General features: G+C 71.7%; 24 protein-coding genes. 14 read left to right on the forward strand and 10 right to left on the reverse strand.

Annotation, left to right across the window (positions count from 1 at the left end):
• Nucleotides 1–69 precede the first annotated feature (69 nt).
• The 6 genes from AB6A66_RS07190 to AB6A66_RS07215 all read left to right on the forward strand — a co-directional run bounded on the left by AB6A66_RS07190 (nt 70) and on the right by AB6A66_RS07215 (nt 7,294).
• Entirely contained in the window at nt 70–1,821 is a 1,752-nt protein-coding gene (locus AB6A66_RS07190; RefSeq protein ID WP_371055348.1) for a heparinase II/III family protein, read from the forward strand.
• A 34-nt stretch (nt 1,822–1,855) separates the two neighbouring features.
• Nucleotides 1,856–3,445, forward strand: a complete 1,590-nt coding sequence (gene purH, locus AB6A66_RS07195; RefSeq protein ID WP_371055349.1) for a bifunctional phosphoribosylaminoimidazolecarboxamide formyltransferase/IMP cyclohydrolase — start codon at nt 1,856–1,858, stop codon at nt 3,443–3,445.
• 30 nt (nt 3,446–3,475) lie between these two features.
• Nucleotides 3,476–3,964: a signal peptidase II gene (gene lspA, locus AB6A66_RS07200; protein WP_371038023.1), complete on the forward strand. Its 489-nt coding sequence runs from the start codon at nt 3,476–3,478 to the stop codon at nt 3,962–3,964.
• Nucleotides 3,965–3,996: 32 nt separating this feature from the next.
• A complete protein-coding gene (locus tag AB6A66_RS07205) occupies nt 3,997–4,533 on the forward strand; it encodes a DUF3035 domain-containing protein (protein ID WP_371055350.1) in 537 nt (178 codons plus the stop codon).
• Between the two features lie 89 nt (nt 4,534–4,622).
• Nucleotides 4,623–5,981, forward strand: coding sequence for a M16 family metallopeptidase (locus AB6A66_RS07210; RefSeq protein ID WP_371055351.1), 1,359 nt, complete (start codon nt 4,623–4,625; stop codon nt 5,979–5,981).
• A complete protein-coding gene (locus AB6A66_RS07215; RefSeq protein ID WP_371055352.1) occupies nt 5,978–7,294 on the forward strand; it encodes a M16 family metallopeptidase in 1,317 nt (438 codons plus the stop codon). The genes AB6A66_RS07210 and AB6A66_RS07215 overlap by 4 nt, the downstream gene beginning before the upstream one ends.
• Before the next feature lie 37 nt (nt 7,295–7,331).
• On the opposite strand, the gene dapA is transcribed toward AB6A66_RS07215, so the two are convergent.
• A complete protein-coding gene (dapA, locus tag AB6A66_RS07220; protein WP_371055353.1) occupies nt 7,332–8,207 on the reverse strand; it encodes a 4-hydroxy-tetrahydrodipicolinate synthase in 876 nt (291 codons plus the stop codon).
• 108 nt (nt 8,208–8,315) lie between these two features.
• On the opposite strand from dapA, the gene AB6A66_RS07225 reads away from it, so the two are divergent.
• Nucleotides 8,316–10,268, forward strand: a complete 1,953-nt coding sequence (locus AB6A66_RS07225; protein WP_371055354.1) for a transglycosylase SLT domain-containing protein — start codon at nt 8,316–8,318, stop codon at nt 10,266–10,268.
• 2 nt (nt 10,269–10,270) lie between these two features.
• Here AB6A66_RS07225 and AB6A66_RS07230 read toward each other — a convergent pair whose 3' ends face one another.
• Nucleotides 10,271–11,137 (reverse strand): DMT family transporter, encoded by an 867-nt coding sequence (locus AB6A66_RS07230; RefSeq protein ID WP_371055355.1) that lies wholly within the window; start codon nt 11,135–11,137, stop codon nt 10,271–10,273.
• On the reverse strand, nt 11,134–11,802 hold the full coding sequence (gene mnmD / locus AB6A66_RS07235; protein WP_371055356.1) for a tRNA (5-methylaminomethyl-2-thiouridine)(34)-methyltransferase MnmD: 669 nt from the start codon (nt 11,800–11,802) through the stop codon (nt 11,134–11,136). The genes AB6A66_RS07230 and mnmD overlap by 4 nt, the downstream gene beginning before the upstream one ends.
• Before the next feature lie 56 nt (nt 11,803–11,858).
• Here mnmD and AB6A66_RS07240 point away from each other — a divergent pair, with 56 nt between their 5' ends.
• Nucleotides 11,859–12,908, forward strand: coding sequence for an NAD(P)/FAD-dependent oxidoreductase (locus tag AB6A66_RS07240; protein WP_371055357.1), 1,050 nt, complete (start codon nt 11,859–11,861; stop codon nt 12,906–12,908).
• Here the strand turns inward: AB6A66_RS07240 and AB6A66_RS07245 are convergent.
• Nucleotides 12,905–13,456 (reverse strand): NADPH-dependent FMN reductase, encoded by a 552-nt coding sequence (locus AB6A66_RS07245; RefSeq protein ID WP_371055358.1) that lies wholly within the window; start codon nt 13,454–13,456, stop codon nt 12,905–12,907. The genes AB6A66_RS07240 and AB6A66_RS07245 overlap by 4 nt on opposite strands.
• A gap of 83 nt (nt 13,457–13,539) precedes the next feature.
• Between AB6A66_RS07245 and AB6A66_RS07250 the strand changes: the two genes are divergently transcribed.
• Nucleotides 13,540–13,749, forward strand: coding sequence for a hypothetical protein (locus AB6A66_RS07250; protein ID WP_371055359.1), 210 nt, complete (start codon nt 13,540–13,542; stop codon nt 13,747–13,749).
• On the opposite strand, the gene map is transcribed toward AB6A66_RS07250, so the two are convergent.
• Together map and sfsA are read right to left on the reverse strand one after the other, a co-directional pair.
• A complete protein-coding gene (gene map / locus AB6A66_RS07255) occupies nt 13,734–14,564 on the reverse strand; it encodes a type I methionyl aminopeptidase (protein WP_371055360.1) in 831 nt (276 codons plus the stop codon). The genes AB6A66_RS07250 and map overlap by 16 nt on opposite strands.
• A gap of 114 nt (nt 14,565–14,678) precedes the next feature.
• Complete coding sequence (gene sfsA / locus AB6A66_RS07260; protein WP_371055361.1) at nt 14,679–15,392, reverse strand: DNA/RNA nuclease SfsA; 714 nt, start codon at nt 15,390–15,392, stop codon at nt 14,679–14,681.
• A gap of 48 nt (nt 15,393–15,440) precedes the next feature.
• On the opposite strand from sfsA, the gene AB6A66_RS07265 reads away from it, so the two are divergent.
• The 5 genes from AB6A66_RS07265 (at nt 15,441) to AB6A66_RS07285 (ending at nt 20,209) form a co-directional block, all read left to right on the forward strand.
• Entirely contained in the window at nt 15,441–16,166 is a 726-nt protein-coding gene (locus tag AB6A66_RS07265; RefSeq protein ID WP_371055362.1) for a competence/damage-inducible protein A, read from the forward strand.
• Nucleotides 16,163–16,900 carry a GNAT family N-acetyltransferase gene (locus AB6A66_RS07270; protein ID WP_371038009.1) on the forward strand — a complete coding sequence of 246 codons (738 nt, stop codon included), beginning with the start codon at nt 16,163–16,165 and terminating at the stop codon, nt 16,898–16,900. The genes AB6A66_RS07265 and AB6A66_RS07270 overlap by 4 nt, the downstream gene beginning before the upstream one ends.
• Complete coding sequence (locus tag AB6A66_RS07275) at nt 16,897–17,469, forward strand: peroxidase-related enzyme (RefSeq protein ID WP_371055363.1); 573 nt, start codon at nt 16,897–16,899, stop codon at nt 17,467–17,469. The genes AB6A66_RS07270 and AB6A66_RS07275 overlap by 4 nt, the downstream gene beginning before the upstream one ends.
• 4 nt (nt 17,470–17,473) lie before the next feature.
• Nucleotides 17,474–18,397, forward strand: a complete 924-nt coding sequence (locus tag AB6A66_RS07280; protein ID WP_371055364.1) for an OmpA family protein — start codon at nt 17,474–17,476, stop codon at nt 18,395–18,397.
• A 63-nt stretch (nt 18,398–18,460) separates the two neighbouring features.
• Nucleotides 18,461–20,209 carry a SulP family inorganic anion transporter gene (locus AB6A66_RS07285; protein ID WP_371055365.1) on the forward strand — a complete coding sequence of 583 codons (1,749 nt, stop codon included), beginning with the start codon at nt 18,461–18,463 and terminating at the stop codon, nt 20,207–20,209.
• Between the two features lie 117 nt (nt 20,210–20,326).
• Here AB6A66_RS07285 and AB6A66_RS07290 read toward each other — a convergent pair whose 3' ends face one another.
• From AB6A66_RS07290 to AB6A66_RS07305, 4 genes are all read right to left on the reverse strand, one after another.
• On the reverse strand, nt 20,327–20,773 hold the full coding sequence (locus AB6A66_RS07290; RefSeq protein ID WP_371055366.1) for a YtoQ family protein: 447 nt from the start codon (nt 20,771–20,773) through the stop codon (nt 20,327–20,329).
• Between the two features lie 20 nt (nt 20,774–20,793).
• Nucleotides 20,794–21,438: a phosphoribosyltransferase gene (locus AB6A66_RS07295; protein WP_371055367.1), complete on the reverse strand. Its 645-nt coding sequence runs from the start codon at nt 21,436–21,438 to the stop codon at nt 20,794–20,796.
• Between the two features lie 89 nt (nt 21,439–21,527).
• A complete protein-coding gene (gene pheT / locus AB6A66_RS07300) occupies nt 21,528–23,936 on the reverse strand; it encodes a phenylalanine--tRNA ligase subunit beta (protein WP_371055368.1) in 2,409 nt (802 codons plus the stop codon).
• Nucleotides 23,937–24,056: 120 nt separating this feature from the next.
• Nucleotides 24,057–24,875 (reverse strand): sulfite exporter TauE/SafE family protein, encoded by an 819-nt coding sequence (locus AB6A66_RS07305; protein WP_371055369.1) that lies wholly within the window; start codon nt 24,873–24,875, stop codon nt 24,057–24,059.
• Between the last annotated feature and the right edge of the window lie 67 nt (nt 24,876–24,942).

Raw genomic sequence — 24,942 nt, forward strand, 5'->3', positions numbered from 1 at the left:
GCCTTTCCACGCGCCTATACTGCGCGCGATCGCGCACGCCCGAAAGGCGCGGAACCGGGGCAGATCGGAATGGCAGACGGGCAGGGCTGGCCGGCGCGCAGCGCGCGCCTTCTGGACGGCTGGGCGGCGTGGCGCGCGGCCCGGGCACGGCCGGCCACGGGGTTCCGCACCCCGCCCGAGCCGCGCACCTTCGGGCTTGTCACGCGCGGGCGGCAGCTTCTCGCGGGGAACCTGATGTTCGCGGGCCATCTCGTCGAAACGCCGCCCGGCACCCGGCCCTGGGGCATCGCGCCCCCCGACCCCGCCTTCACGGCCGAGTTGCACGGGTTCGGCTGGCTCGATGACCTCGCCGCGGTGGGCACCGCCCCGGCGCGCTCGCTGGCGCAGGACTGGCTCTGGGACTGGATCGGGCGCTACGGGGCCGGGCGCGGTCCGGGATGGACGGCGGACCTCGCGGGGCGGCGCCTCACGCGCTGGATAGAGCACGCGCTCTTCCTGACGATGGGACGGGACGCGGCGACGCAGGCGGCGTTCTTTCGCGCCCTCGCCGTGCAGGCCGCCTTCGCCGCCCGGCGCTGGCGCGCCGCCCCGCCCGGGCTGGAGCGTTTCGAGGCCGTGTCGGGCGTCGTTCTGGCCGGGCTCATGCTGGAGGGGCTGGAGCACCGGCTCGACGCCGGCCTCGCCGCGCTCGAGAGGGTTTGCCGCGACGAGATCGACGCGGGCGGCGCGATTCCCACGCGCAACCCCGAAGAGCTGATGGAGGTGCTGACGCTTCTCACCTGGATCGTCGCCGTGCTGCGCGACGCGGGCCGCGATCCGGGGCCGGAGCTGGCCGCGGCGATCGCGCGGGTGGCCCCGACGCTGCGCGGTCTGCGCCATGCCGACGGCGGCCTGCCGCGCTTTCACGGTGGCGGGCGGGGGGTGGAGGGCCGGCTGGACCAGGCGCTCGCGGCGACGGACGCGCGGCGCAGGCCGCCCGCGGGGCTGGCCATGGGATATGCGCGGCTGCGCGCCGGCCGCACGACCCTGATCGTGGACGCGGCCCGCCCGCCCGGGGGCCGCGGCTCTTTCGACGCCCATGCCTCGACCCTCGCCTTCGAACTGACCTCCGGACGCCGGCCCGTCATCGTCAACTGCGGCGCGGGGGGCAGCTTCGGCGCGGAGTGGCGGCGGGCGGGCCGCGCCACGCCCTCCCATTCCACGCTTTGCCTCGAAGGCCGGTCGAGCGCGCGGCTCGGAAAGCCTGTGATCGTGGCGGGCATGCGGCGCGAGATGCTGGAAGCGGCGCCCACCGACGTCCCGGCGGACCTCGACCGGGACGCCGAGGCGCATCGTTTCGAGGGCGCGCATGACGGGTACCGCCCGGGCTGGGGAGTGACCCATGCGCGGATGCTGGCCCTGTCGCTCGACGGGCGCGGGCTTTCGGGCGAGGATCTGCTGCTCGCGCTCGAAGCCCACGACAAGCGACGCTTCGATGCCGCGCTCGACGCCGCCAGGCTGCGCGGCCTGCCCTACCAGATCCGGTTCCACCTGCACCCGGAGGTGGACGCCGAGCTCGACATGGGCGGGGCCGCGGTCTCGCTCGCAGCGCCCTCGGGAGAGATCTGGGTGTTTCGCCACGACGGCGCGGCGCGGCTGTCGCTCGAACGGGGCGTCTACCTCGAGCGTGGCCGGTTGCGGCCGCGCGCCGCGCAACAGATCGTTTTGTCCGGCCGCGCTTTCGAGTATGCGACGCGCGTGCGATGGTCCGTGGCCAAGACCCAGGAGACCGCGACGGCCGTCCGCGACCTGGTCCACGCCATGCCCGAATACGAACCCTGAGACCCGTTTTCCCGACAGGAAAGGCCCCCAGCCCATGCCCGATCTCGTTCCCGTCCGCCGCGCGCTGCTGTCCGTCTCCGACAAGACGGGCCTCGCGGAGCTCGGAAAGGCGCTCGCGGCACGGGGCGTCGAGCTCGTGTCCACCGGCGGCAGCGCGGCGACGCTGCGGCAGGCGGGGCTTGCCGTGCGGGACGTGTCCGACCTCACCGGTTTCGCCGAGATGATGGACGGGCGCGTCAAGACGCTGCACCCGGCGGTGCATGGCGGGCTTCTCGCGCTGCGCGACGTGCCGGAGCACCGCGCCGCGATGGAGGAGCACGACATCGCGCCCATCGACCTTCTGGTGGTCAACCTCTACCCGTTCGAGGAGACGGTGGCCCGCGGCGCAGGCTACAACGAGACGATCGAGAACATCGACATCGGCGGCCCGGCGATGATCCGCGCCGCGGCGAAAAACCACGCCCATGTGGCGACCGTCGTGGACGTCGAGGACTACCCGGCTCTTCTGGCGGAGCTCGACGCGAATGACGGCGCCACGCGCTATCCGTTCCGCCAGCGCCTCGCGCTGACCGCCTACGGCCGCACCGGGGCCTACGACGCGGCGGTGTCGGGCTGGCTGGCCGGGGCGCTGGAGGAAGACGCCCCGCGGCGCCGGGTCTTCGCGGGCAGGCTCGCCCAGACGCTGCGCTACGGCGAGAACCCGCACCAGCGCGCGGCCTTCTACGGCGACGGCTCCCACCGCCCGGGCGTGGCCGCTGCCGAGCAGCTTCAGGGCAAGGAACTCAGCTACAACAACATCAACGACACCGACGCGGCGGCCGAGCTCTGCGCGGAATTCATGCCGCGCGACGGGGCCGCCTGCGTGATCGTGAAGCACGCGAACCCCTGCGGCGTGGCGCGCGGGGAGACGCTCCGCGAGGCGTATCTGCGCGCGCGCGACTGCGACCGCACCAGCGCCTTCGGCGGCATCGTGGCGCTCAACACGCGGCTGGACGCCGGGACCGCCGAGGCGATTCTCGAGCTTTTCACCGAGGTCGTCATCGCGCCCGCCATCGATCAGGCGGCGCGGGATCTTTTCGCGACGAAGCCCAATCTGCGCCTGCTGCTCGCGCATGGGCTGGCCGACTCCGCGGAGGCGGGCCTCGCCGTGCGGCAGGTGTCGGGCGGCTGGCTCGTGCAGGACCGCGACGCCGCGGTCGTGCGGCAGGAGGATCTGCGGGTCGTGACGAAACGCGCGCCCGGCGAGGGCGAGATGCGCGACATGCTCTTCGCGTGGACGGTGGCCAAGCACGTGAAGTCCAACGCCATCGTCTACGCGAAAGGCGGCGCGACGGTGGGCATCGGCGCGGGGCAGATGAGCCGCGTGGACAGCACCCGCATCGCCGCGCGAAAGGCCGCCGACATGGCCGAGACGCTGGGCCTGTCCGTTCTGCCGACGCAGGGATCGGCCGTGGCCTCGGACGCGTTCTTTCCCTTCGCCGACGGCGTGCTGGCCGCGGCGGAGGCCGGGGCGACCGCGCTCATCCAGCCGGGCGGTTCGATGCGCGACGACGAGGTGATCGCGGCCGCCGACGAGGCCGGGCTTGCCATGGTCTTCACCGGCCAGCGCCACTTCCGTCACTGAATGGCCGGCATGGTCCCGAAAGGAGCCCCGATGCGGCTGGTGATACAGGTGGCGGCGGCGGTCTTCGTGCTGGACCAGGCGCTGAAATATTACGTCGTCCACTGGCTCGGGCTGGCGCGGCTGGGTGCCATCGACGTGCTGCCGCCCTTCCTGAACCTGCGCATGGCGTGGAACACCGGGATCAATTTCGGCCTCTTCGCAGGCGGGTCCGAAACCGCGCGCTGGGTCCTGATCGTCGTCGCGCTGGCGATCACGGCCGCCGTCACGGTCTGGATGTGGCGCGAGCCGCCCGGCGTCGCCGGGCGCGTCTCGGCGGGCCTTCTCGTCGGCGGTGCGCTCGGCAACGTGGTGGACCGGGTCCTTTACGGCGCGGTGGCGGATTTCCTCAACATGTCCTGTTGCGGCATCGAAAACCCCTACGCCTTCAACGTGGCCGACATCGCGATCTTCGCGGGGGCGCTCGGCCTCGTCTTCTTCACGGGCGGCGACGGACGCCGGGACACGAAAAAGGCCCCGTGACGCGGGCTGCGGGATGGGCTAAGGCTGTGGCGATGATCGAGGAGGGTGCGATGCGGTGGGCGCGGCTTGTGCTCGTGGCTCTGGTTGCGGTGACGCTCGCGGGCTGTGGCGCGCGCGGCGAACGCGATCTCAGGCAGTTTCCCTACAGCCTTCAGCAAGGCCCCGAAGAGTTCGCCGTGGTGCCGTTCAAGCCGCTGGAGACACCGCAGAGCTTCGCCGAGTTGCCGACGCCGACGCCGGGGGCGCGCAACCGGGTGGAACTGACCCCCAATGCCGACGCGGTGGCCGCGCTGGGGGGCGATCCCGCGGCCCTGTCGGAGCGCGGGGTGCCCGCACCCGACGGCGCGCTGGTCTCGCACGCGTCGCGCTACGGCGTTCCGGCGGGCCTGCGCGCGCGCCTTGCGGCGGAGGACGCGGAATACCGCCAGCGCTTCGGGCTTTTCACCTTCCAGCTCATCCGCAACGACCGGTACCGCCAGGCGTATCGCCGGCAGGCGCTCGACCCGAACGCCGCGCTCGAGGCCTACCGCCGCGCCGGCCTGCGCACGCCATCCGCCCCGCCACAGTGAGGCGTCCGCCTCACAAACCCGTCAACGACGCTTGAACGGTCGCGGGCGCCGCGTAGCTTAGCATTGTGCCCATGACAGGAGGTGCCCCGATGCGCCGTGCCGCGCTTTTCCTCGCCCTTGCCCTCACATTCATCGCCCGGCCCGCGCTCGCGACCGAGAACGTCACCGACTTCGTCCTCAACAACGGGATGCAGGTCGTCGTGATCGAGGATCACCGGGCGCCGCTCGCGGTGCACATGGTCTGGTATCGCGCCGGCTCCGCCGACGAGCGGCCGGGCGCCTCGGGGGCTGCGCATTTCCTCGAACACATGATGTTCCGCGGCACCGAGACGCGCGCCCCCGGCGAGTTCTCGGAACGCGTGGCGGCGAACGGCGGCAACGACAACGCTTTCACGAGCTACGATTACACCGCCTATTTCCAGCGCGTCGCCGCCGACCGCCTGGGACTGATGATGGAGATGGAGGCCGACCGCATGGCCAACCTCCTGCTCCGGCCCGAGCTGGTCGAGACCGAGCGGGGCGTCATCCTCGAAGAGCGCAACCAGCGCGTGGAGAACGAGCCCGGCTCGCTCTTCCGCGAGCAGACCTCGGCCGCGCAATTCCTCAACCATCCCTACGGCGCGCCGATCATCGGATGGCGCCACGAGATCGAGGCGCTGAGCCGCGAGGACCTGAACGCGTATTACACCCGGCATTACGCGCCCAACAACGCGATCCTGATCGTTGCGGGCGACGTCACGCCGGACGAGGTGCGGCGTCTTGCCGAAACCCATTACGGCCCGATCCCGGCGAACCCCGCGGTCACGGAGCGTGCCCGCCCGCAGGAGCCGCCGCAGCGCGCGCCCCGCCGCGTGACGATGGAGGACGCCCGCGTGGCGCAACCCTACGTCACCCGAAGCTGGCTCGCGCCCGAGCGCGATCCGGGCGACCAGCGGCAGGCCGCGGCCCTCGTGCTGCTGTCCGAGCTTCTGGGCGGCGGGCAGACCTCGGTCCTGACCACGGCGCTTCAGTACGACAATCCCGTCGCCGTGTTCACCAGCGCCTTCTACGGCGCGACCTCGCTGGACCGGACGCGGTTCGGCGTGGTCGTGGTGCCGGCCCAAGGCGTCGGCCTTGCCGAGGCCGAGGCCGCGCTCGATGCCGAGATCGCCCGCTTCCTCGAGACGGGCGTGGATGCCGAGGCGCTCGAGCGGATCAAGTTCGGCCTGAAGGCCAGCCGCATCTACCAGCAGGACAACGTGCAGTCGGTGGCCCAGCGCTACGGCCGCGCGCTGACCAGCGGGCTCGCGCTCGAGGACATCGCGGCCTGGTCCGGGATCCTCGATTCGATCACCGGGGAAGAGATCATGGCCGTGGCGCGCGACGTTCTGGTGCCCGAACGCTCGGTCACCGGCTGGCTCCGGGCGCCCGAGGCCGACAAGACTGCGAACACGGAGGTGATGCAATGAAGTGGCTGGCCCCCCTCGCGCTTGCGGTTTTCGCCGCGCTGCCCGCGCGCGCCGAGATCGAGATCGAGGAAGTCACGAGCCCCGGCGGCATCACCGCCTGGCTTGTCGAGGACCACAACATCCCCTTCACCGCGCTGGAGCTGAGATTCCAGGGCGGAACCTCGCTCGACGCGCCGGGCAAGGAAGGCGCCGTGCGCCTTATGGCCGCGCTTCTCGAAGAAGGCGCGGGGGAGCGTGACGCGCAGGCCTTCGCGGCGGCGACCGAGACGATCGCGGCCGATTTCGACTACGACGCCCGCAACGACGCGGTGTCCGTCTCGGCACGCTTCCTGACCGAGACGCGCGACGAGGCGGTGGAGCTTCTGCGCGCCTCACTCATGGAGCCGCGATTCGACGAGGACGCGATCGCGCGCGTGCGCTCGCAGGCACTTTCCGCGATCCGGTCGGACCTGAACGATCCCGGTGCCATCGCAAGCCGCGAGTTCGCCCGCCTCGCCTTCGGGGATCATCCCTATGGCCGCGCGTCCGACGGCACGATCGAGAGCGTCGGCGCCCTGACCCGCGACGACCTCGTGGCCGCACATGCCGATGCGCTTGCCCGCGACCGCGTCTTCGTCGCGGCCGCCGGAGACATCACCGCGGAGGAGTTGGGGGGGCTGCTCGACGAGCTTCTGGGCGGCCTGCCGGAGACAGGCGGCGCGCGCCCCGGGGACGTGGCGGTGGCGCTGCCCGGCGGCATTTCGGTGGTCGAATTCGCCACGCCCCAGTCCGTCGCCGTGTTCGGCCACGAGGGCCTGCCGCGCGACGACGAGGATTTCTTCGCCGCCTTCGTGCTCAACCAGATCCTGGGCGGCGGCGGCTTCGAGAGCCGCCTGATGCAGGAGGTGCGCGAGAAGCGCGGGCTGACCTACGGCGTTTACAGCTATCTCGCGCCGAAGGATCACGCCGCGCTCTACATGGGCCGCGTGGCGTCGGCCAACGACCGCATCGCCGAGGCGATCGAGGTGATCCGCGGCGAGTGGGCGCGCATCGCCCGGGACGGCGTGACCGAAGCCGAGCTCGAGGCCGCCCGGACCTACCTGACCGGCGCCTACCCGCTGCGCTTCGACGGGAACGGGCCGATCGCCCGCATCCTGGTGGGGATGCAGATGGACGGTCTGCCGATCACCTACCCGCAGACGCGCAACGACCAGCTGGCGGCGATCACGCTCGAGGACGTGAACCGCGTGGCCGCGGAGCTGCTGAAGCCCGAACGGCTGCACTTCGTGGTGGCCGGTCAGCCCGAGGGGCTGGAGACGACGCCGGGCCAGTAGGCCGGCAGAGAGTGCACGCCGCCGGTCGCGCGGGCGCTCAGTTGATGAGCCCCGCGTGGCGCATGCCCTCCTCGACGCGCGCCTTCGTGCCCTCGGTCAGCGGCACGAGCGGCGTGCGCACCTCGTCCGAGCAGAGGCCCAGCACGGAAAGCCCGTATTTCGCGCCGACCAGGCCCGGCTCTGCAAAAATCGCCTTGTGCAACGGCATCAGCCGGTCCTGGAGTTCCAGCGCCTTGCCGTAATCGCCGGCGAGGCACGCCTCCTGCATGTCCGCGCAAAGGCGCGGCGCCACATTGGCGGTGACGGAGATGCAGCCCCGCCCCCCTTGTGCGTTGAAGCCGTGGGCGGTCGCGTCCTCGCCGGAAAGCTGGAGAAAGTCCGCCCCGCAGAGCATGCGCTGGCGGCAGACCCGGTCCAGATCGCCCGTGGCATCCTTTACGCCGACGATGCGCGGAAGCCTCGCGAGTTCCGCCATGGTGTCGGGCATCATGTCCACGGCCGAGCGGCCGGGGATGTTGTAGATGATGATCGGAAGTTCGCAGCAATCGTGCAGAAGCGTGAAATGCGCGATGAGCCCCGCCTGCGTGGGCTTGTTGTAGTAGGGCGTCACGACGAGCGCCGCGTCGGCGCCCACCTTCTCGGCCTGCTGGATGAAGCGCACCGCCTCTGCGGTGTTATTGGAGCCCGCCCCCGCGATCACCGGGATGCGGCCGCGCGCGGCGCGCACGACCTCCTCGACCACCGTTTCGTGTTCCGCGTGGCTCAGCGTGGGGCTCTCGCCCGTGGTGCCGACGGGCACGAGCCCGTGGCTGCCCTGCGCCACATGCCAGTCCACGAGATTGCGCAACGTCTCGAGATCGACCGCTCCGTTCCGGAACGGCGTCACGAGGGCGGGGATCGATCCGTGGAACATGGCACCCGGGTCCTTCTGGCGGTGCGCCGCCAATTCCCGGCTTTGTGAGTGGCGAGAGGGGCGCGCGCGGTCTATTTTCCGCGTGTCTATCCTTTGCCGGAGCGGAAAATGCAAGCGGCCACGCGTCTCGCGGCAGTGATCGTGATCGTCCTCACGGCGGCGCGCGCGGCTGTCGCCGGGCCCGAAGCGGTGGCCGGCGCCATGGACGCGCTGCGCGCCGGCGATTGGGAAGAGGCCGCCCGGGACGCGCGCGCCGCCGGACCCGTGGCGCAGGACATCGTGACGTGGCATCGCCTGCGCGCCGGTCTGGGCGCGCCCGAGGAGGTGATGGCGTTCCTCGAACGCAACCCGGACTGGCCGGGCCTCGACTGGCTGCGGCGCAAGAGCGAGCCGGCCATCGCGGACGCAGATGACGCCACCGTCCTCTCCTTCTTCGCCGAAGACCTTCCGCAGACCGGAGCGGGCGCGCTCGTCCAGGCCGCCGCGCTCGAGCGGGCGGGCGACATCGGCGCCGCGCAAGCGGGCATCGTGCTTGCGTGGCGCACGCTCCCGCTCGGGGCGGGAGAGCAGGCGGAGTTCTTGGAGCGCTACGGCGATCTTCTCGCCCCGCACCACGAGGCGCGCCTCGACATGACGCTCTGGAAGGGGTGGGAGCGCAATGCGGAGGCCATGCTTCCTCTCGTCCCGGACGCCTGGCGGGCGCTCGCCGAGGCGCGCCTTGCCCTGATGGCCGAGGCGCCCGGGGTCGACGCCCTGATCGCGCGGGTTCCCGAATCGCTGGCAAGCCACCCCGGGCTCGCCTACGAGCGTTTCGCGTGGCGCGTTCGCAAGGGGCGCACGCTCGACGCCCTCGATCTCCTGCTGCGCGTTTCGACCTCGGCGGAGGCGCTGGGCGAGCCCATGGCCTGGGCCGACCTGCGCCGCCGTCTCGCACGGGACGCCGTGCAGGAGGGCGATGCGATCCTCGCCTACCGCATCGCCTCGGCGCATCACATCGCCCCCACCGACGACTATGCCTACGCCGATCTCGAATGGATTTCGGGCTATGCCGCGCTCAAGCTCGGCAACGGCGAAAGGGCGGCCGAACATTTCGAGCGCCTCGGCGCCAATGTCAGCACGCCCATTTCCCTTGGTCGCGCCGGCTACTGGCTCGGGCGGGCGCGGGAAGCGTCCGGCGACGCCACCGGCGCGCGCGCGGCCTACGCGGCGGCCGCAGACCACCAGACGAGCTTCTACGGACTGCTCGCGGCGGAGCGCGGCGGATTCCCCTTCGACGGGCGGCTCGGCGGGCGACAGCCCTACCCCGACTGGCCGAGCGCCGGCTTCACCGAAAGCTCGGTCTACGAGGCGGGACGCCTGCTGCTCGCCGCAGACGAGCTCTCGCTCGGCGAGCGCTTCCTGACCCATCTCGCCGAAAGCCTCGACGAGCCGGATCTCAACCGCATGGGCGCGATGCTCGCAGAGATCGACCAGCCCCATGTCGCGGTGATGCTCGGCAAGCGGGCGGCGCGGGCCGGGTTCACGATCCCGGCGCCCTACTACCCGCTGCACCCGATGGCGGACGGCGACTGGCCGGTGCCCACCGAGCTCGCCCTCGCCATCGCGCGGCGCGAAAGCGAATTCGACCCCGAGGTGATCTCGGGCGCGGGGGCGCGCGGGCTCATGCAGCTCATGCCGGGCACCGCGCGGGAGATGGCGGACGCGCTCGGGCTCGAGTTCTCGCTCGCCCGTGTGCTGTCGGACTGGCGCTACAACGCCACGCTCGGCTCCGCCTACCTGGCCGAACTGGTGAAGCGCTTCGACGGCAACCCGGTGCTGGTGGCGGCGGCTTACAACGCTGGGCCCTCGCGCCCGATCCGCTGGATCGGGGAGAACGGCGATCCCCGCCTCGGCGACGTGGACGTGGTGGACTGGATCGAGGCGATCCCCTTTGCCGAGACGCGCAACTACGTCATGCGCGTGACCGAGAGCCTGCCTGTCTACCGCGCGCGCCTCGGCCGCGACCCGCACCCTGTCCCGTTCTCCGAGGAGCTGAAGGGGCGCACCCTGCTCGGGGGCTGAGATCAGCCGGCCCGCCGCGCCCGCCAGAGCGTGAAGAGCCCCGCCGCGACCACCAGCACCGCACCCATGGCCACGTTGGGCGCCACCGTCTCGCCGAAGACGCCGATGCCGATCACGCTGGCGAAGACGAGCTGGAGATAGGCGAAGGGCTGCACCGCGCTCGCCTCGGCCACCTCGTAGCACTTGATGAGCAGCCAGTGGCCGAGCGCGCCGGTGAGGCAGAGCGTGCCCATCCACGCCCAGTCAGGGCGGCTCATCGGCTCCCACGTCCAGAGGCCTGCGGCCGTCATCACCACGGCGCCCACGGTGCCCGTCCAGAAGAAACTGGTGGCGGCGCTGTCCTCGCGCGCGGCAAAGCGCGTGAGCAGCCCGTAGAGCGCGAAGAGGAAGGCCGCGAGGAGCGGCACCGCCGCCTCGGGGGCGAAGACGCCCCAGCCCGGCTTCAGGATGATCAGCACGCCCGCGAAGCCGACCCCGATCGCCGTCCAGCGCCGCCAGCCCACCCGCTCGCCCAGGACGGGCCCGGAGAGCGCCGCGATGAGAAGCGGGTAGGAGGTGAAGACGGCATGGCTTTCCACGAGGCCGAGCAGGGTGAAGGCCAGCACCATCACGCAGATCTCGACGGCCAGCAGCGCGCCGCGGAACGCCTGGAGACGCGGCTGCCGGGTCCGCGCCGCGGTGCGCACGCCCCCGGCCTTGCGCGAGGCCAGCGCGATCACGAAGGCGGCGAAGAACCAGTAGCGGATCATCACCACCATCAGCACGTTGTACTCGCTGGCCAGGTGACGCGAGATTCCGTCCTGCACCGCGAAGACGAAGGTGGTCGCCACCATCAGCGCGATGCCGAGCCGGGTGTTCTGCTCGATCACGGCCGCCGCGCTCGCGTCATGTGCCGCTTGGCGCCGAACCCGGGCACGCGGGTCACCTCGAAGCCCGCCGCGGCGAGGGCGCGGCGGACATGCCCGGCGGCGGTGTAGGTGGCCGCCGTGCCGCCGGGCGCGGTGTGGCGGGCGACCTCGGCCAGAAGCGCCGGCTCCCACAGCTCGGGGTTCCTCGCGGGCGCGAAGCCGTCGAGGAACCACGCATCCGCCATGCCGGTCCAGTCGGGAAGCGTGCGGCGCGCGTCGCCGACGACCAGCGTGAAGTGAAGGTCGGGCAGCTCGATCCGGCGGACGCCGTCCCGCCAGAAGGGCGCGAGTTCCGCGGCGAGCAGCGCAAGCTCCCCGAAGGCTGCCTGCGCTCGCACCATGTCGGCCGCCGCCATCGGGAAGGCCTCGAAGCTCGTGTAGCTGAGCGGGCCGGGCCCGCCGCCTTGCCGCCACGCACCGAGCGCGGCCAGCAGGTTCAGGCCGGTTCCGAAGCCCAGCTCGGCGATGCGGAACCCCGCGCCGAAGCGACCGGGCAGCCCGTTGCCGGCGAGAAAGACGTGGCGCGCCTCGGCCAGCCCGTCGGCGAAGGAGTAGTAGGGATCGTCGAAGCGGCCCGAGACGGGCACGCCTTCCTTCCATGTCAGCCCCGCGTACTGGTCGCTCATCGCCCTTTGCCCTAAGCCTTCCCGGAACGCGGCGAGAGTGGCGAAGGGGTGACCGGATGACAACGCCAGAGGTGACGGTGCGCGGGGCGGGGATCTTCGGGCTTTCGGTGGCCTGGGCGTGCTGCCGTCGCGGCGCGCGGGTGCGCGTGATCGACCCGGGCGGGCCGGGCGCGGGGGCGAGCGGCGGCGTGGTGGGCGCGCTCGCCCCGCATGCGCCCGAGGGCTGGAACGCGCTGAAGGCCTTCCAGCTCGACAGCCTGCTCATGGCCGAAGCGTTCTGGGCCGAGGTCCGCGACACCGGCGGCATCGATCCGGGCTATGCCCGGCTGGGTCGCCTTCAGCCAGTGGCCGACGCGGCGGCGCTGGCGCGGGCGCGCGAGCGGGCCGTCGGGGCCGCGGCGCACTGGCAGGGTCGCGCGGGCTGGGAGGTGATCCCGGCGGCGGAGGCCCGCGGCTGGGCGCCCGCATCGCCCACGGGCTGGCTGGTGCGCGACACGCTATCGGCCCGGCTGCATCCGCGCCGCGCCTGTGCGGCGCTGGCGGCCGCCATCGTCGCGCGCGGCGGCGAGGTCACGGCCGAGGGCGCGGATGCCGGCCGGGTGGTCCGGGCGACCGGCGCGGCCGGCCTCGCCGAGATCGGCGGCGGCTTCGGCACCGGTGTGAAGGGACAGGCGGCACTGCTCAACTTCGACGCGCGCGATCGTCCGCAGCTCTACGCGGAGGGGCTTCACGTCGTGCCCCACGCCGACGGGACGGTCGCGGTGGGCTCGACCACCGAGCGCGCCTATGACGATCCCGCCTCGACCGACGAACAGCTCGACGAGGTGATCGCACGCGCCGCGGCCGCCGTGCCGGTCCTGCAAGGCGCGCGCGTGATGGAGCGTTGGGCGGGTCTGCGCCCGCGCGCACGCAGCCGGGCGCCCGTGCTGGGGCCGCATCCGGCGCGCCCTGGCCAGTTCATCGCCAATGGCGGTTTCAAGATCGGCTTCGGCATGGCGCCGAAGGCGGCAGAGGCGATGGCGGACCTGCTGCTCGAGGGCAGGGAGGACGCGATCCCCGACGCCCTGCGCCCCGAACGAAGCCTGCCGCGCGGCGGCGCGGGCTAGCCGCGCCGCGCCTCGGCCTCCTCGCGGAGCGCCGCTATCAGCCCGTCAAGCGCCTTCTGGTAGCTTTCGGTCACAAGCCGGCCGTCATCGTCGAATTCCTTCTCGCCATTGGCGACAAGGACGGGGGGGCCGGTCAGCACGCGCGCGCCATGCGGCACGAGGCAGGCCCGAAGCATGTATTGCCCGGTCTCGCCGCCGGTGCGCCCGGCGTTGGCCGAGATGACGGCGGTGGGCTTTCCGGCCAAGACTTGTCCCTCGGCCCGGCTGATCCAGTCGAGCGCGTTCTTCAGCACGCCGGTGATGCCCTTGTTGTATTCGGGCGAGGAAATCACGACCGCGTCGGCCGTCCGGATCTGCTCGGCCAGGCGCGTGACCTCTTCGGGCACGCCCCGGGCCTCTTCCAGATCCCCGTCGTAAAGGGGCAGGCGCAGATCGCCCTCGAGATAGGTGGCCGGTCGGAAACGCGTTACCGCCTCTGCGAGGAGACGGCGGTTGAGCGCACCCTTGCGAAGCGATCCCGAAAGCCCGAGAAGCGTGAGGTCCGACATTCAATTCTCCTGTTTGTCCTGCGACGTAGCTGGGGCACTCTGGCCGGCGAGGCAAGTGCGAAGCCACGCAATGGAGGTGCAAGATGGCGACACTCGCGCGGTGGGCCCCCGTGCCCTTCACGTCCGAAGCGGCCGAACGTGCCGCCCCGGCGCCGCCCAGGCGCGTCACCGGGCCGCTGCTGATGGGCGACATCCTTGCAAGCCAGGCCGGCACGCCGGTCTTCCTGCGCGAATGGCGGGCGGCGGAGGCGCGCGCGGATCGCCCAGACACGCGGGATCAGTCGGGCGAATAGGTCGGGTGGAACCGGCCCGCGGGAGAGAGGGTGAAGATCTCCGCCCCGTCCGCCGTCACACCGATGGAATGCTCGAACTGCGCCGAGAGCGACTTGTCGCGGGTCACCGCGGTCCAATCATCGGCCAGCACCTTGGTCTCGGGGCGGCCGAGGTTCACCATCGGCTCGATCGTGAAGAACATGCCCTCTTCCAGAACGGGCCCCGTGCCGGGGCGGCCGTAGTGCAGGACGTTGGGCGGGGCGTGAAAGACGCGCCCGAGGCCGTGGCCGCAGAAATCGCGCACCACCGACATGCGGTTGCCCTCCACGAAGCTCTGGATGGCATGGCCGATATCGCCGAAGGTATTGCCGGGCTTCACCGCGGCGATGCCCTCGAACAGAGCGTCGTGGGTCACGTCGATGAGGCGCTCTGCCTTGCGGCTGGGACGCCCGGCCACGAGCATGCGGCTCGTGTCGCCGAACCAGCCGTCGAGGATGACGGTGACGTCGATGTTGAGGATGTCGCCGTCCTTCAGCCGCTTGTCGCCGGGGATGCCGTGGCAGACGACATGGTTCACGCTGATGCAGGAGGCGTGGCGGTAGCCCTTGTAGCCGATGGTGGCGGAGGTCGCCCCCTCTTCCCCGACCCGGCGCTCGATGAAGGCATCGATGTCGCCGGTCATGACCCCGGGTTCGATCATCGGGATCACCTCGTCGAGCAGTTTCGCGGCGAGCGCGCCAGCCGCGCGCATCCCGGCGAAGTCCGCCGCCTCGTGGATGCGGATGCCGTCACGGGTCAGCCGGCCATGATGGGTCTGGTTCACGTCTCGCTCCATGCGCCGCTCCTTGCGCCTGTAATTAATGGCTTTGTGCCGAAAGGGCCAGTGCCGGCGCGCACGGGGCCGGCGCGGCGCCGGGTGCTGACGAAAATGTGACGGCCGCGGGGCCGGTCAGCCGGCAGGCACGTCGAAGGGCAGCGGACCCGCGGGCGCGATCCCGTCGGGAGAGAGCCGGCAGCCCAGCGCCACCGCCTCGACGCCCGCCGCCCGCGCCGCGGCGAAGGCACGGGCGTAGTCCGGATCCAGATCGGCGGCCAGCGTCACGCGCCGCGCATCGCTGCGCTGCACGACGTAGAGCATCACCGCCCGGTGGCCGGCCGCCGCCAGCGCCGAGAGCTCGGCCAGATGCTTCGCGCCGCGCCGGGTCACGCTGTCGGGAAACTCCGCGACGCCGGCCCGGCGCGAAAGCGTGACGCTCTTCACCTCCACATAGGTGTCGGGCCCGCCCGACGCGGAGAGGCGGAAGTCGATGCGGCTCGATCGTCCCGCGCGCACCTCGGCGCGGATCTCGTCGTGGCCCGCAAGGTCGGGGACAAGGCCCGCCTCCAGCGCCGCGCGGGCCAGCCGGTTGCCCGCGCCGGTGTCCACGCCGATCAGGGCGCCCGCGTCATCCTCCACGAGGCGCCAAGCCCAGCTCAGCTTGCGGCGCGGGTGGTCCACGGGCTCGAGCCAGATGCGCCTGCCCGGCTCCGCGAGGCCCATCATCGAGCCCGGATTCGACACATGCGCCGTGACCTCGCGTCCGCAGGCGAGCCGCGCATCGGCGAGGAAACGCTTGTAGCGGCGCAGCAGCGTCGCGGGGACGAGGGGGGTTTGAAAGCGCATGGGCGGGCGCTTATACCGGGTCGGCAAGCCTCGCAAGGAACGCGCCCCATGCCCAATCCCACGGCCGCCATGCTCGTGATCGGCGACGAGATCCTGTCGGGCAGAACGCGCGACTCGAACATGCACCATCTCGCGAAGGCGCTGTCGCGCGCCGGGGTGGCGCTGCGCGAGGCCCGGGTGGTCGCGGACGATCACGCGACGATCGTCGGGGCCGTGCGGACGCTTGCGGGGGCGGTGGATCACCTTTTCACCTCGGGCGGCATCGGGCCCACCCACGACGACATCACCGCGGAGGCGGTGGCCGAGGCGATGGGCGTTCCGATCGGCGTGCGCGAGGACGCCCGCGCGCTTCTGCAGGCCCATTACGACGCACAGGGGCTGGAGGTGAACGATGCACGGCTCAGGATGGCGCGGATCCCGGAGGGCGCGACGCTGATCGAGAACCCGATCTCGGCCGCGCCCGGCTTCACCATCGGCAACGTGCATGTGATGGCGGGCGTGCCCCAGATCTTCGAGGCGATGGTGGCGAGCGTCCTGCCCACGATCACCGGCGGGGCGCCCGTCCTGTCGCAGACGCTGACGGTGGCGCGCGGAGAAGGCGACATCGCCGCGGCGGTGGGCACGATCGCGGCCGAGTTTCCCGATCTCTCGGTCGGCTCCTACCCGTTCATCCGCGCCGGGGCGCATGGCGTGAACGTCGTCGTTCGGGGCACCGACGCGGGCCGGATCGACGGCGCCGTGGTGCGCCTTTCGGCCCTGCTGGAAGAGACATGACGACGCCCGACGCCGCCGATCTGCTCGCCGTGTCCGAGGCCACCTGGCCCCCCGCGGCGGTGACGCGGATCGGTCCGGTGACCCTCCGCGACGGGCAGGGAGGCGGCAAGCGCGTCAGCGCGGCCACCGTCGACGGAGAGGCGGGCGACGATTGTCTCGACGCCGCCGAGACGGAGATGCGCGCGCTGGAACAGACGCCGCTCTTCATGATCCGGCCCGGCGATGCGGCGCTCGACGCGCGGCTCGCGCGGCGTGGCTACGCCCTCATCGACCCGACGACGATCTATCTGTGCGAGATCGCGAGGCTTACCGACCGCCCCCTGCCGCGCGTGACCGCCCTCACGATCTGGGAACCCTTGCAGATCATGCGCGAGATCTGGACGGAGGCCGGCATCGGCCCGGCCCGGCAGGCGGTGATGGAACGCGCCGACTGCGCCCGGACGGGCATCCTCGGCCGGTGGAACGACAGTCCCGCGGGGGCGGCCTATGTCGGCGTCCACGACGGGGTGGCCATGGTGCACGCCCTCGAGGTGCTGGCCCACCAGCGCCGGCAGGGCGTGGCCGGCTGGATGATGCGCGCCGCCGCGCTGTGGGCCGCGGCGCAGGGCGCGGCGCATGTCGCCGCCCTCGTCACCCGCGACAACGCCCCCGGCAACGCGCTCTACGCGGCACTGGGCATGACGCCCGCGGGCGGCTATCACTACCGCATCCTGACCGGGGAGGACGCCGCATGACGGACACCCGACGCCCCACCGCGCTCGACCTGCCCGAGGCCGACCCGCTGCCCGGGCCCACGGCGAAATACTTCGCCGTCTGCGAAGAGAAGCTCGGCTTCGTGCCGAACGTGCTGCGTGCCTTCGCCTTCGACACGGCCAAGCTCGACGCGTTCAGCGCGATGTACAACGACCTGATGCTGGGCGACTCGGCCCTGACGAAGCTCGAGCGCGAGATGATCGCCGTCGTGGTCTCGGCGGTGAACCGCTGCTTCTACTGCCTGACGGCCCACGGCGCCGCGGTCCGGCAGCTTTCGGGCGACCCGAAACTCGGCGAGACGCTGGTGATGAACTGGCGCGTGGCCGATCTGCCGCCGCGCCAGCGCGCGATGCTCGCCTTCGCCGAGAAGATGACCCGCGCCAGCGCCGAGATTGAGGAGATCGACCGCGACGAGCTGCGGGCGCAAGGGTTCTCGGACCGCGACATCTGGGACATCGCGTCGGTCGCCGCCTTCTTCAACATGACCAACCGGCTGGCCAGTGCCACCGACATGCGCCCCAACGATGAGTATCACGCGCAGGCGCGCTAGCGCCTTGGCGCTGGCGCTGGCGGGCCTCCTGCTTGCCGCGCCGGTCGCCGCGGCGGTGGAGTTCGTCCTGCCCGACACGGCCCGCCTGCAGGCCGAGGAGACGAGCGTCGCGGGCAGCCACGCGCTGCCGGTTGCGGCCTGGGACGGCGCGGGGGTGCCTTCGATCACGGCCGAGGGCCGGGTGACGCGGCAGGCCTGGCGCCTGCCCGGCCCCGGACGCACCACGCTGCAGATCATCGCGCCGCTGCGCGAGCAGCTTCGCGCGGCGGGCTTCGAGATCGTCTTCGAGTGCCGGGACACCGCCTGCGGCGGGTTCGACTTCCGTCACGCGATCGAGGTACTGCCGGCGCCGGCCATGCATGTCGACCTCTCGCGCTATCGCGTTCTTTCGGCGATCCGGGCGACGGAGGGCGACGCGGCGGATTTCGTCTCGCTCCTCGCGAGCCGCTCGCCGTCGGGCGGCTTTCTCCAGATCGTGCGTGTCGCGTCGGGAACCGATGGCCGCCTGCAGGCATCGGGCGGTCCCGCCGCCGCGCCTGTCGGGCCCGGCACCCCGCTGGGCGAGGCGCTGGAGCGGGCGGGCCACGCCGTGCTCGACGATCTCGCCTTCGAAAGCGGCGCGATCGCGCTCGGCCCGGGTCCTTTCGCCTCGCTCGCGGCGCTCGCGGCATATCTGCGACAAAATCCGGACGCACGCGTCGTGCTGGTGGGTCACACCGACGCGGTCGGCGACCTCGACGCCAATATCGGGCTCTCGCGCCGGCGGGCCGAGGCGGTCAGGACCCGGCTCGTCGAGACGCATGGCGTCGATCCGGCGAGACTGGGCGCGGAAGGCACGGGCTACCTCGCGCCGCGGGCGAGCAACCTGACGGCGGAGGGACGCGAGGCGAACCGGCGCGTGGAGGCGGTTCTGCTCACGACGCGGTGAGGGGGCTTTACCTATTCCGCTTTCTGAATATATACGGCGCCAAGCCGGCCTCCGGAGGACCCCATGGCACGACCCGCCCGCGCCGCGTTAGAACGCCATCTGCCGATCCTCGACTGGTCGCGACATTACGACCGCGAGACGCTCACCTCCGACCTGGTGGCGGCGGTCATCGTGACCATCATGCTCATTCCCCAGTCGCTCGCCTATGCGCTGCTCGCCGGGCTGCCGCCCGAGATGGGCCTTTACGCCTCGATCCTGCCGCTCGTGGCCTACGCGATCTTCGGCACCTCGCGGGCCCTCGCGGTCGGGCCCGTCGCGGTCGTGTCGCTGATGACCGCGGCGGCGATCGGCAACCTGGGGCTTCAGGATCCCGCGGAATACGCCGCCGCAGCGATCACGCTCGCGTTCCTCTCGGGCGCGATCCTCACCGTGATGGGCGTGCTGCGCCTCGGCTTCCTGGCCAATTTCCTGTCGCATCCGGTGATCGCGGGCTTCATCACGGCGAGCGGGATCCTGATCGCGGCCTCACAGCTCAAGCACATTCTCGGGATCGAGGCGCAAGGCCACACGCTGGTCGAAACGGCGGGCTCGCTTCTCGCTCACCTGGGCAACACCAATCCCTACACCCTCGCCATCGGCGCGGCGGCCACCGGGTTCCTCTTCTGGGTCCGCAAGGGGCTGCGGCCGTTTCTCGCCCGCGCCGGCCTCGGCCCCCGCCTCGCGGGCGTGCTGGCCAAGGCCGGTCCCGTCGCCGCCGTCGCGGTCACCACGCTCCTTGTCTGGGGGTTCGGCCTCGACACGCGCGGGGTCGCGATCGTGGGCGAGGTGCCCACCGGGGTGCCGCCCCTGACCGTGCCCATGCTCGACGCGGAGTTGCTGGGCCAACTGCTCGTCCCCGCACTGCTGATCTCGATCATCGGCTTCGTGGAATCCGTCTCGGTCGCGCAGACCCTGGCCGCCAAGCGCCGGCAGAGGATCCTGCCCGACCAGGAACTGGTCGGACTCGGCACCGCGAACCTCGCCGCGGCCTTCTCCGGCGGCTACCCGGTCACCGGCGGCTTCGCGCGCTCCGTGGTGAACTTCGACGCGGGCGCCGAGACGCCCGCGGCGGGGGCGTTCACGGCCGTGGGCATCCTTCTCGCCGCGCTGCTGCTCACGCCGCTGCTCTACTTCCTGCCCAAGGCCACGCTCGCCGCGACGATCATCGTGGCGGTGCTCAGCCTCGTGGACCTGTCGATCCTGCGAAAGGCCTGGGGCTATTCGAAGGTGGATTTCGCCGCCGTCGCCGCCACCATCCTGCTCACCCTCGGCCTCGGGGTCGAGATCGGCGTCTCCGCGGGCGTGGTGATCTCGGTGGCGCTCCACCTCTACAAGACCTCGCGCCCGCACGTGGCCGAGGTGGGCCGCGTGCCCGGCACCCAGCATTTCCGCAACATCCTGCGCCACGAGGTCGAAACGCATCCCTCGATCGTCACGCTTCGCGTGGACGAAAGCCTCTATTTCGCCAACGCCGCGTTTCTCCAGGACCATGTCTACGACCGGGTCGTGGGTGACGACGCGATCCGCCACGTCGTGCTGATGTTCTCGGCGGTGAACGCGGTGGACATGAGCGCGCTCGAAAGCCTCGAGGCCATCAACGACCGCCTGGCGAGCCTCGGGATCAAGCTCCATCTGAGCGAGGTGAAGGGCCCGGTGATGGACCGCCTCAGGCGCAGCCATTTCCTGCACGACCTGACCGGCCGGGTATTCCTTTCGCAGCACGACGCCATCGCGGCGCTCGCGCCCTGCACCGGGCGCGGGGCGGCGGAGTGAGGACGGACGGTCCTTGACCTTCTTCTTGGCCGAAATACTCCCGCCGGAGGCCGCGGCTGACGAAGGCAAGCGCCTGGACAGCGTCGCGCCGAAGGCGCGGCCGCTCCCGAACGCCCGTCAGCCCGGCAGGCGTCCCGTCAGCACGTAGCGCAGGATGTCCGCGACCTGCTCGGGTTCGCGCGCCACGGCGAGGGCGGCGGCGTCCACCTCCTTGAGCGCGTGATCGTGCTCGGGCGGCTGCAGGATCACGAGCGGCTTGCCGAGCGCCGCGGCATAGCCCGCGTCGAAGGCGGCGTTCCATTGCTTGTACTTGTCGCCGAAGCGGACCACCACGACATCCGCCCGCTCGATCTCGGTGCGCGTCCGGATGGCGTTCAGCATCGCGCCCTTGCGGTCGTGCCAGAACTTGTCGGGCTCCGCGCCAAGGATCGCCACGCCGCAATCGTCGCTCGCTGCGTGGTCGGTCACGGGTGCGGTGAAAGCCACGTCGAGCCCCCGCGCGGCGTCGACGATCCGGTCGCGCCAGTCGGTATGGATCTCGCCGGAAAGATGGACACTGAGCATCCGCTCGCCTCCGTTCTCGTTCACTCTTCGCTGTCGTCCTGCCGCATCAGCTCCGCAACCTCGGCGTCGGAAACCTGCCCGAACCGCCGGTAGTGCAGCCCGACGGCCTGGAAATCCGCGGGCGTCGAAAGGCAGATCACCCGGTCGGCGAGCGACCGGAGCGCCCGCAGCGTGTCCACGGGCGCCACCGGCACGGCAAGCCAGACCGATGCCGGCCCCCGGGCGCGCAGTCCGCTCAACGCCGCGCGCACGGTCGCGCCCGTCGCGATGCCGTCGTCCACGACCACCGCGGTGCGGCCCTCCAGCGGGACCGGCGCGCGGTCTTCCAGCCAGAGCCGCCGGCGTTCGGCGATCTCCTCGGTCTTTTCCGCGACCTGCCCCGCGAAATCGTCCTCCGACAGCCCGGAGAGTCGCAGGATCTCCGCGTTGTATACCGCCTCCGGCGGGTCGCCCTCGACCAGCGCGCCGGCGGCGAGTTCGGGCTGGCCGGGCATGCCGATCTTGCGCACGAGCAGCAGGTCGAGCGGCGCGTCGAGCGCGCGGGCCACGGGCAGGGCCACCGGCACCCCGCCCCGCGGCAGGGCGAGCACGACCGGATGGGCCGGTTCTGCCTTCGCCACGGCGTCGGCCAGCCTTTCACCAGCGTCGGTCCGGTCGCTGAACATGAACATCCCTTCCCGGGCGGTCTCGCGCTGCGTGGATCGCCCGGGCATCAAAGCATGAAAGCGCGCCGCGGGCCACCCGCGCGGGCGGCTCAGCTGCGCAGCGTGCCGCCCGTGGCCTTGGCCACCTTCTCGACGATGCGCCGGGCCACCGACTCAATCTCGGCGTCCTTGAGCGTCTTCTCGAAGGGTTGCAGCCGTACGGTCAGCGCAACGGACTTCTTGCCCGCGCCCATCTGCGCCTCGGCCTTCGGGCCCGAGAACTCGTCGAAGACGCGCACCTCGGAAATCAGCGTCTTGTCGGCCCCCTGCGCCGCGGTCACGAGATCCCCCGCGGCGACGCTCTCGTCGACCACGAAGGCGAAATCGCGCTCCACCGCCTGCAGGTCGTGAAGGTGCAGCGCCGGCCGTGCGGCGCCCGCCCTGCGCGGCTGGGGCACCTCGGAGGGCCAGACCGTGAAGGCGACCGCGGGCCCCTTGATGTCGAGCGTCTCAAGGACCTTGGGGTGCAGTTCCCCGAAGGCGCCGAGCGTCTTCTTCGGTCCGAGGCAGAGCCGCCCGTGCCGGCCCGGATGCCACCAGCCCGCGCCGTCCCGGAAGATCTGCATCCGGGCCGGGGCGCCGATCGCGGCCAGCGCGGCCTCGGCGTCGGCCTTGGCGTCGAAGAGGTCCACCGGGCGGTTTTCGCCGTGCACGTCCCTGGGGCCCGTGCGCCCCACGAGGAGCCCGGCCGCCTGCAGGTGCTGTTCCCCCGGCTCGCCGCCCCCGAAGGCCGGGCCGACCTCGAAAAGCGCCAGATCGGAGAAGCCGCGCGCCCGGTTGCGGGCGGCCGCCCGCAAGAGGCCCGGCAGCAGATCGGGACGCATGTGGCTCATCTCGGACGAGATCGGGTTTTCCAGCCGCGTGCCGTCGCCGCCCCCGCCGAAGAGGCGCGCGGCCTCCCGGTCGATGAAGCTGTAGGTCACGCATTCGTTGTAGCCGAGCGCGGCCATGGCCCGGCGCGCGGCCTGTTCCCGGCGCTGAAGCGGAGTGAGCACAGGCTTCGTCACCCGCGCGGCGGGGCGTGGCAGCGGCTTGCCCTTGAGTTTCGTGAGGCTGGCCACGCGCGCCACCTCCTCCACGAGGTCGGCCTCGCCGCCGACGTCGGGACGCCAGGGCGGCACATGCGCCATGTCGCCGTCCAGCCGGAAGCCGAGCGCGGTCAGGGTCTGGCGCTGCTGCGCTTCGGAAATCTCCATCCCCACGAGGGAGCGTACGCGATCCGAGTCGAGACGGTAGGCGCGGGCGTGATCGGGAACCTCGCCCGCCACGACCACCCCGGACGGCGCGCCGCCGCAAAGATCCACGATCATCCGCGTCGCGGCCTCGAGCCCCGGCAGCGTGAACTCGGGATCCACGCCGCGCTCGAAGCGGTAGCGCGCGTCGGAGTTGATCCTGAGCGCGCGCCCGGCCGAGGCGATCTGCACGTGATCCCAGAAGGCGCTTTCGACGAACACGTTCACCGTTTCCTCGGTGCAGCCGGTCGCCGCGCCGCCCATGATGCCGGCGATGCTTTCCGGGCCGGCGTCGTCGGAGATCACCATCGCGCCGGCGGGCAGGGTGTAGGTCTTCTCGTCGAGCGCGGTCAGCGTCTCGCCGCCCCGGGCGCGGTGGACGCGGAGGCCGCCCTCGACCTTGTCGGCGTCGAAGACGTGCAGCGGGCGGTTCGCGTCGAAGGTGAAGAAGTTGGTTATATCCACCAGGGCCGAGATCGGGCGCAGCCCGATGGCGCGCAGGCGCGCCTGAAGCCAGGCGGGCGACGGCCCGTTCTTCACGCCCCGGATCACGCGACCCGCGAAAAGCGGGCAGCCATCCAGCGTATCCTTTTCGATCCGCACGCCGATGGGCGACGGGAACTCGCCCGGAACCGGGCCGATGACGCGCTCGCGAAGACGCCCCAGCCCCCGGGCGGCCAGGTCGCGCGCGATGCCGCGCACGCCCAGCGCGTCGGAGCGGTTGGGCGTGATGGCGATCTCGATCACCGGGTCCACCTTCGCCGGATCATGCGCGGCAAGCCAGTCGGCGAAGCTCTCGCCCACCTCGCCCGAGGAAAGCTCGATGATGCCGTCATGCTCTTCGGAGAGTTCCATCTCGCGCTCGGAGCACATCATGCCCTCGCTCTCGACGCCGCGGATCTTGCCCACCTGGATCGTGGTGTCGATGCCGGGCACGTAGGTGCCGGGATGGGCCACCACCACGGTGATGCCGGCGCGCGCGTTGGGCGCACCGCAGATGATCTGCTTCTCGCCCAGGTCGGTCTGCACCCGGCAGACCCGAAGGCGGTCGGCGTCTGGGTGCTGCTCGGCCGAGAGAACATGGCCGAGCGTGAACCCGGCCAGCCGCGTCGCCGGGTCCGACACCTCCTCGACCTCGAGCCCGAGATCGGTGAGCGCCTCGGCGATCTCGGCCACCGTGGCCGTGGTCTCGAGATGGTCCTTGAGCCAGGAGAGCGTGAATTTCATCGTGAAGCGTCCCTCGGATCCCGCGCGGTCGCGGGCGGGCATAGCCCATCCGCCGGCGGGGGGGAAGGGGCGCTACCGGCCCACGGCCGGCGCGCCCGGCCGGGGCCCCTCGCGTTCGCTCTACCCGTGGCGCCACACCTTGACCGCGGAGAGGAGCAGGATGGCCGCCAGCACCGGAAGAAGCACGCTGCCGGGGACGATCCCGAGGAGAAGGCCGCCGAGAAACGTGCCGAGGATCGACCCGGCGGCCATCCACAGAAGGAAGCCCTTGTTCCGCCCGAGGACGGCGAAGCTGCGGTCCCGGCTGTAGCGAGCGAACCCCATCAGCATCGTCGGCAGGCTGACGACGAGCGAGAGCGATCCGGCCAGCTTCACGTCGGCCCCGAATAGCAGCACAAGCGTCGGGATCAGAAGCTCGCCCCCGGCGACCCCCATCAGCGACGCCACGGCCCCGATGCCGAAACCCGCCGCGAGGCCGGCGGCCGTCAGGGCCGGACCGGAAAGGAGGGCGCCCCGCGCCGACGGATCATGGCCCAGAAGCAGCACTCCCGCGATCAGCACGAGCAGCACGGCGAGCACCCGGTAAAGCGTTTCGGAGCGCAACCGCGTCGCCCACCCCGCACCGAGCCAGGCGCCCGCCAGACTGCCGGCCAGGAGGTTGACGACGATCGGCCAGTTGGCCGCGATCTCCGCGAAGGGCACCGACCCGGCCCGGAACGGAAGGGCGCTCGCCACGACGACAAGGCTGACGGCCTTGTTGAGAATGACCGCTTCGAGGGCGGCGAACCGGAACAGGCCGATCAGCAGGGGAAGCCGGAACTCCGCCCCGCCGAGGCCGATCAGCCCGCCGAGGATGCCGATCACCGCGCCACCCCCGAAGGCGGCCGGCATGTTGCGCGGCGCGGTCCCACCGGTCTTGACGCCCCTGCGTTCGTTCATGCCGCCGGCCTTTCGTGTTCGAGGGGAGGGCGGTCTCCCGCATCCAGCGAGGTCCGAGACCGCGCCC

This window comes from Rhodosalinus sp. K401, assembly GCF_041365735.1.
GTDB lineage: Bacteria > Pseudomonadota > Alphaproteobacteria > Rhodobacterales > Rhodobacteraceae > Rhodosalinus.

Coding starts and splice junctions, on each gene's coding strand:
- AB6A66_RS07190 (WP_371055348.1), top strand. CDS start 70: ATGGCAGACGGGCAGGGCTGGCCGGCGCGCAGCGCGCGCCTTCTGGAC.
- purH (WP_371055349.1), top strand. CDS start 1,856: ATGCCCGATCTCGTTCCCGTCCGCCGCGCGCTGCTGTCCGTCTCCGAC.
- lspA (WP_371038023.1), top strand. CDS start 3,476: ATGCGGCTGGTGATACAGGTGGCGGCGGCGGTCTTCGTGCTGGACCAG.
- AB6A66_RS07205 (WP_371055350.1), top strand. CDS start 3,997: ATGATCGAGGAGGGTGCGATGCGGTGGGCGCGGCTTGTGCTCGTGGCT.
- AB6A66_RS07210 (WP_371055351.1), top strand. CDS start 4,623: ATGCGCCGTGCCGCGCTTTTCCTCGCCCTTGCCCTCACATTCATCGCC.
- AB6A66_RS07215 (WP_371055352.1), top strand. CDS start 5,978: ATGAAGTGGCTGGCCCCCCTCGCGCTTGCGGTTTTCGCCGCGCTGCCC.
- dapA (WP_371055353.1), bottom strand. CDS start 8,207: ATGTTCCACGGATCGATCCCCGCCCTCGTGACGCCGTTCCGGAACGGA.
- AB6A66_RS07225 (WP_371055354.1), top strand. CDS start 8,316: ATGCAAGCGGCCACGCGTCTCGCGGCAGTGATCGTGATCGTCCTCACG.
- mnmD (WP_371055356.1), bottom strand. CDS start 11,802: ATGAGCGACCAGTACGCGGGGCTGACATGGAAGGAAGGCGTGCCCGTC.
- AB6A66_RS07240 (WP_371055357.1), top strand. CDS start 11,859: ATGACAACGCCAGAGGTGACGGTGCGCGGGGCGGGGATCTTCGGGCTT.
- AB6A66_RS07245 (WP_371055358.1), bottom strand. CDS start 13,456: ATGTCGGACCTCACGCTTCTCGGGCTTTCGGGATCGCTTCGCAAGGGT.
- AB6A66_RS07250 (WP_371055359.1), top strand. CDS start 13,540: ATGGCGACACTCGCGCGGTGGGCCCCCGTGCCCTTCACGTCCGAAGCG.
- map (WP_371055360.1), bottom strand. CDS start 14,564: ATGGAGCGAGACGTGAACCAGACCCATCATGGCCGGCTGACCCGTGAC.
- sfsA (WP_371055361.1), bottom strand. CDS start 15,392: ATGCGCTTTCAAACCCCCCTCGTCCCCGCGACGCTGCTGCGCCGCTAC.
- AB6A66_RS07265 (WP_371055362.1), top strand. CDS start 15,441: ATGCCCAATCCCACGGCCGCCATGCTCGTGATCGGCGACGAGATCCTG.
- AB6A66_RS07270 (WP_371038009.1), top strand. CDS start 16,163: ATGACGACGCCCGACGCCGCCGATCTGCTCGCCGTGTCCGAGGCCACC.
- AB6A66_RS07275 (WP_371055363.1), top strand. CDS start 16,897: ATGACGGACACCCGACGCCCCACCGCGCTCGACCTGCCCGAGGCCGAC.
- AB6A66_RS07285 (WP_371055365.1), top strand. CDS start 18,461: ATGGCACGACCCGCCCGCGCCGCGTTAGAACGCCATCTGCCGATCCTC.
- AB6A66_RS07290 (WP_371055366.1), bottom strand. CDS start 20,773: ATGCTCAGTGTCCATCTTTCCGGCGAGATCCATACCGACTGGCGCGAC.
- AB6A66_RS07295 (WP_371055367.1), bottom strand. CDS start 21,438: ATGTTCAGCGACCGGACCGACGCTGGTGAAAGGCTGGCCGACGCCGTG.
- pheT (WP_371055368.1), bottom strand. CDS start 23,936: ATGAAATTCACGCTCTCCTGGCTCAAGGACCATCTCGAGACCACGGCC.
- AB6A66_RS07305 (WP_371055369.1), bottom strand. CDS start 24,875: ATGAACGAACGCAGGGGCGTCAAGACCGGTGGGACCGCGCCGCGCAAC.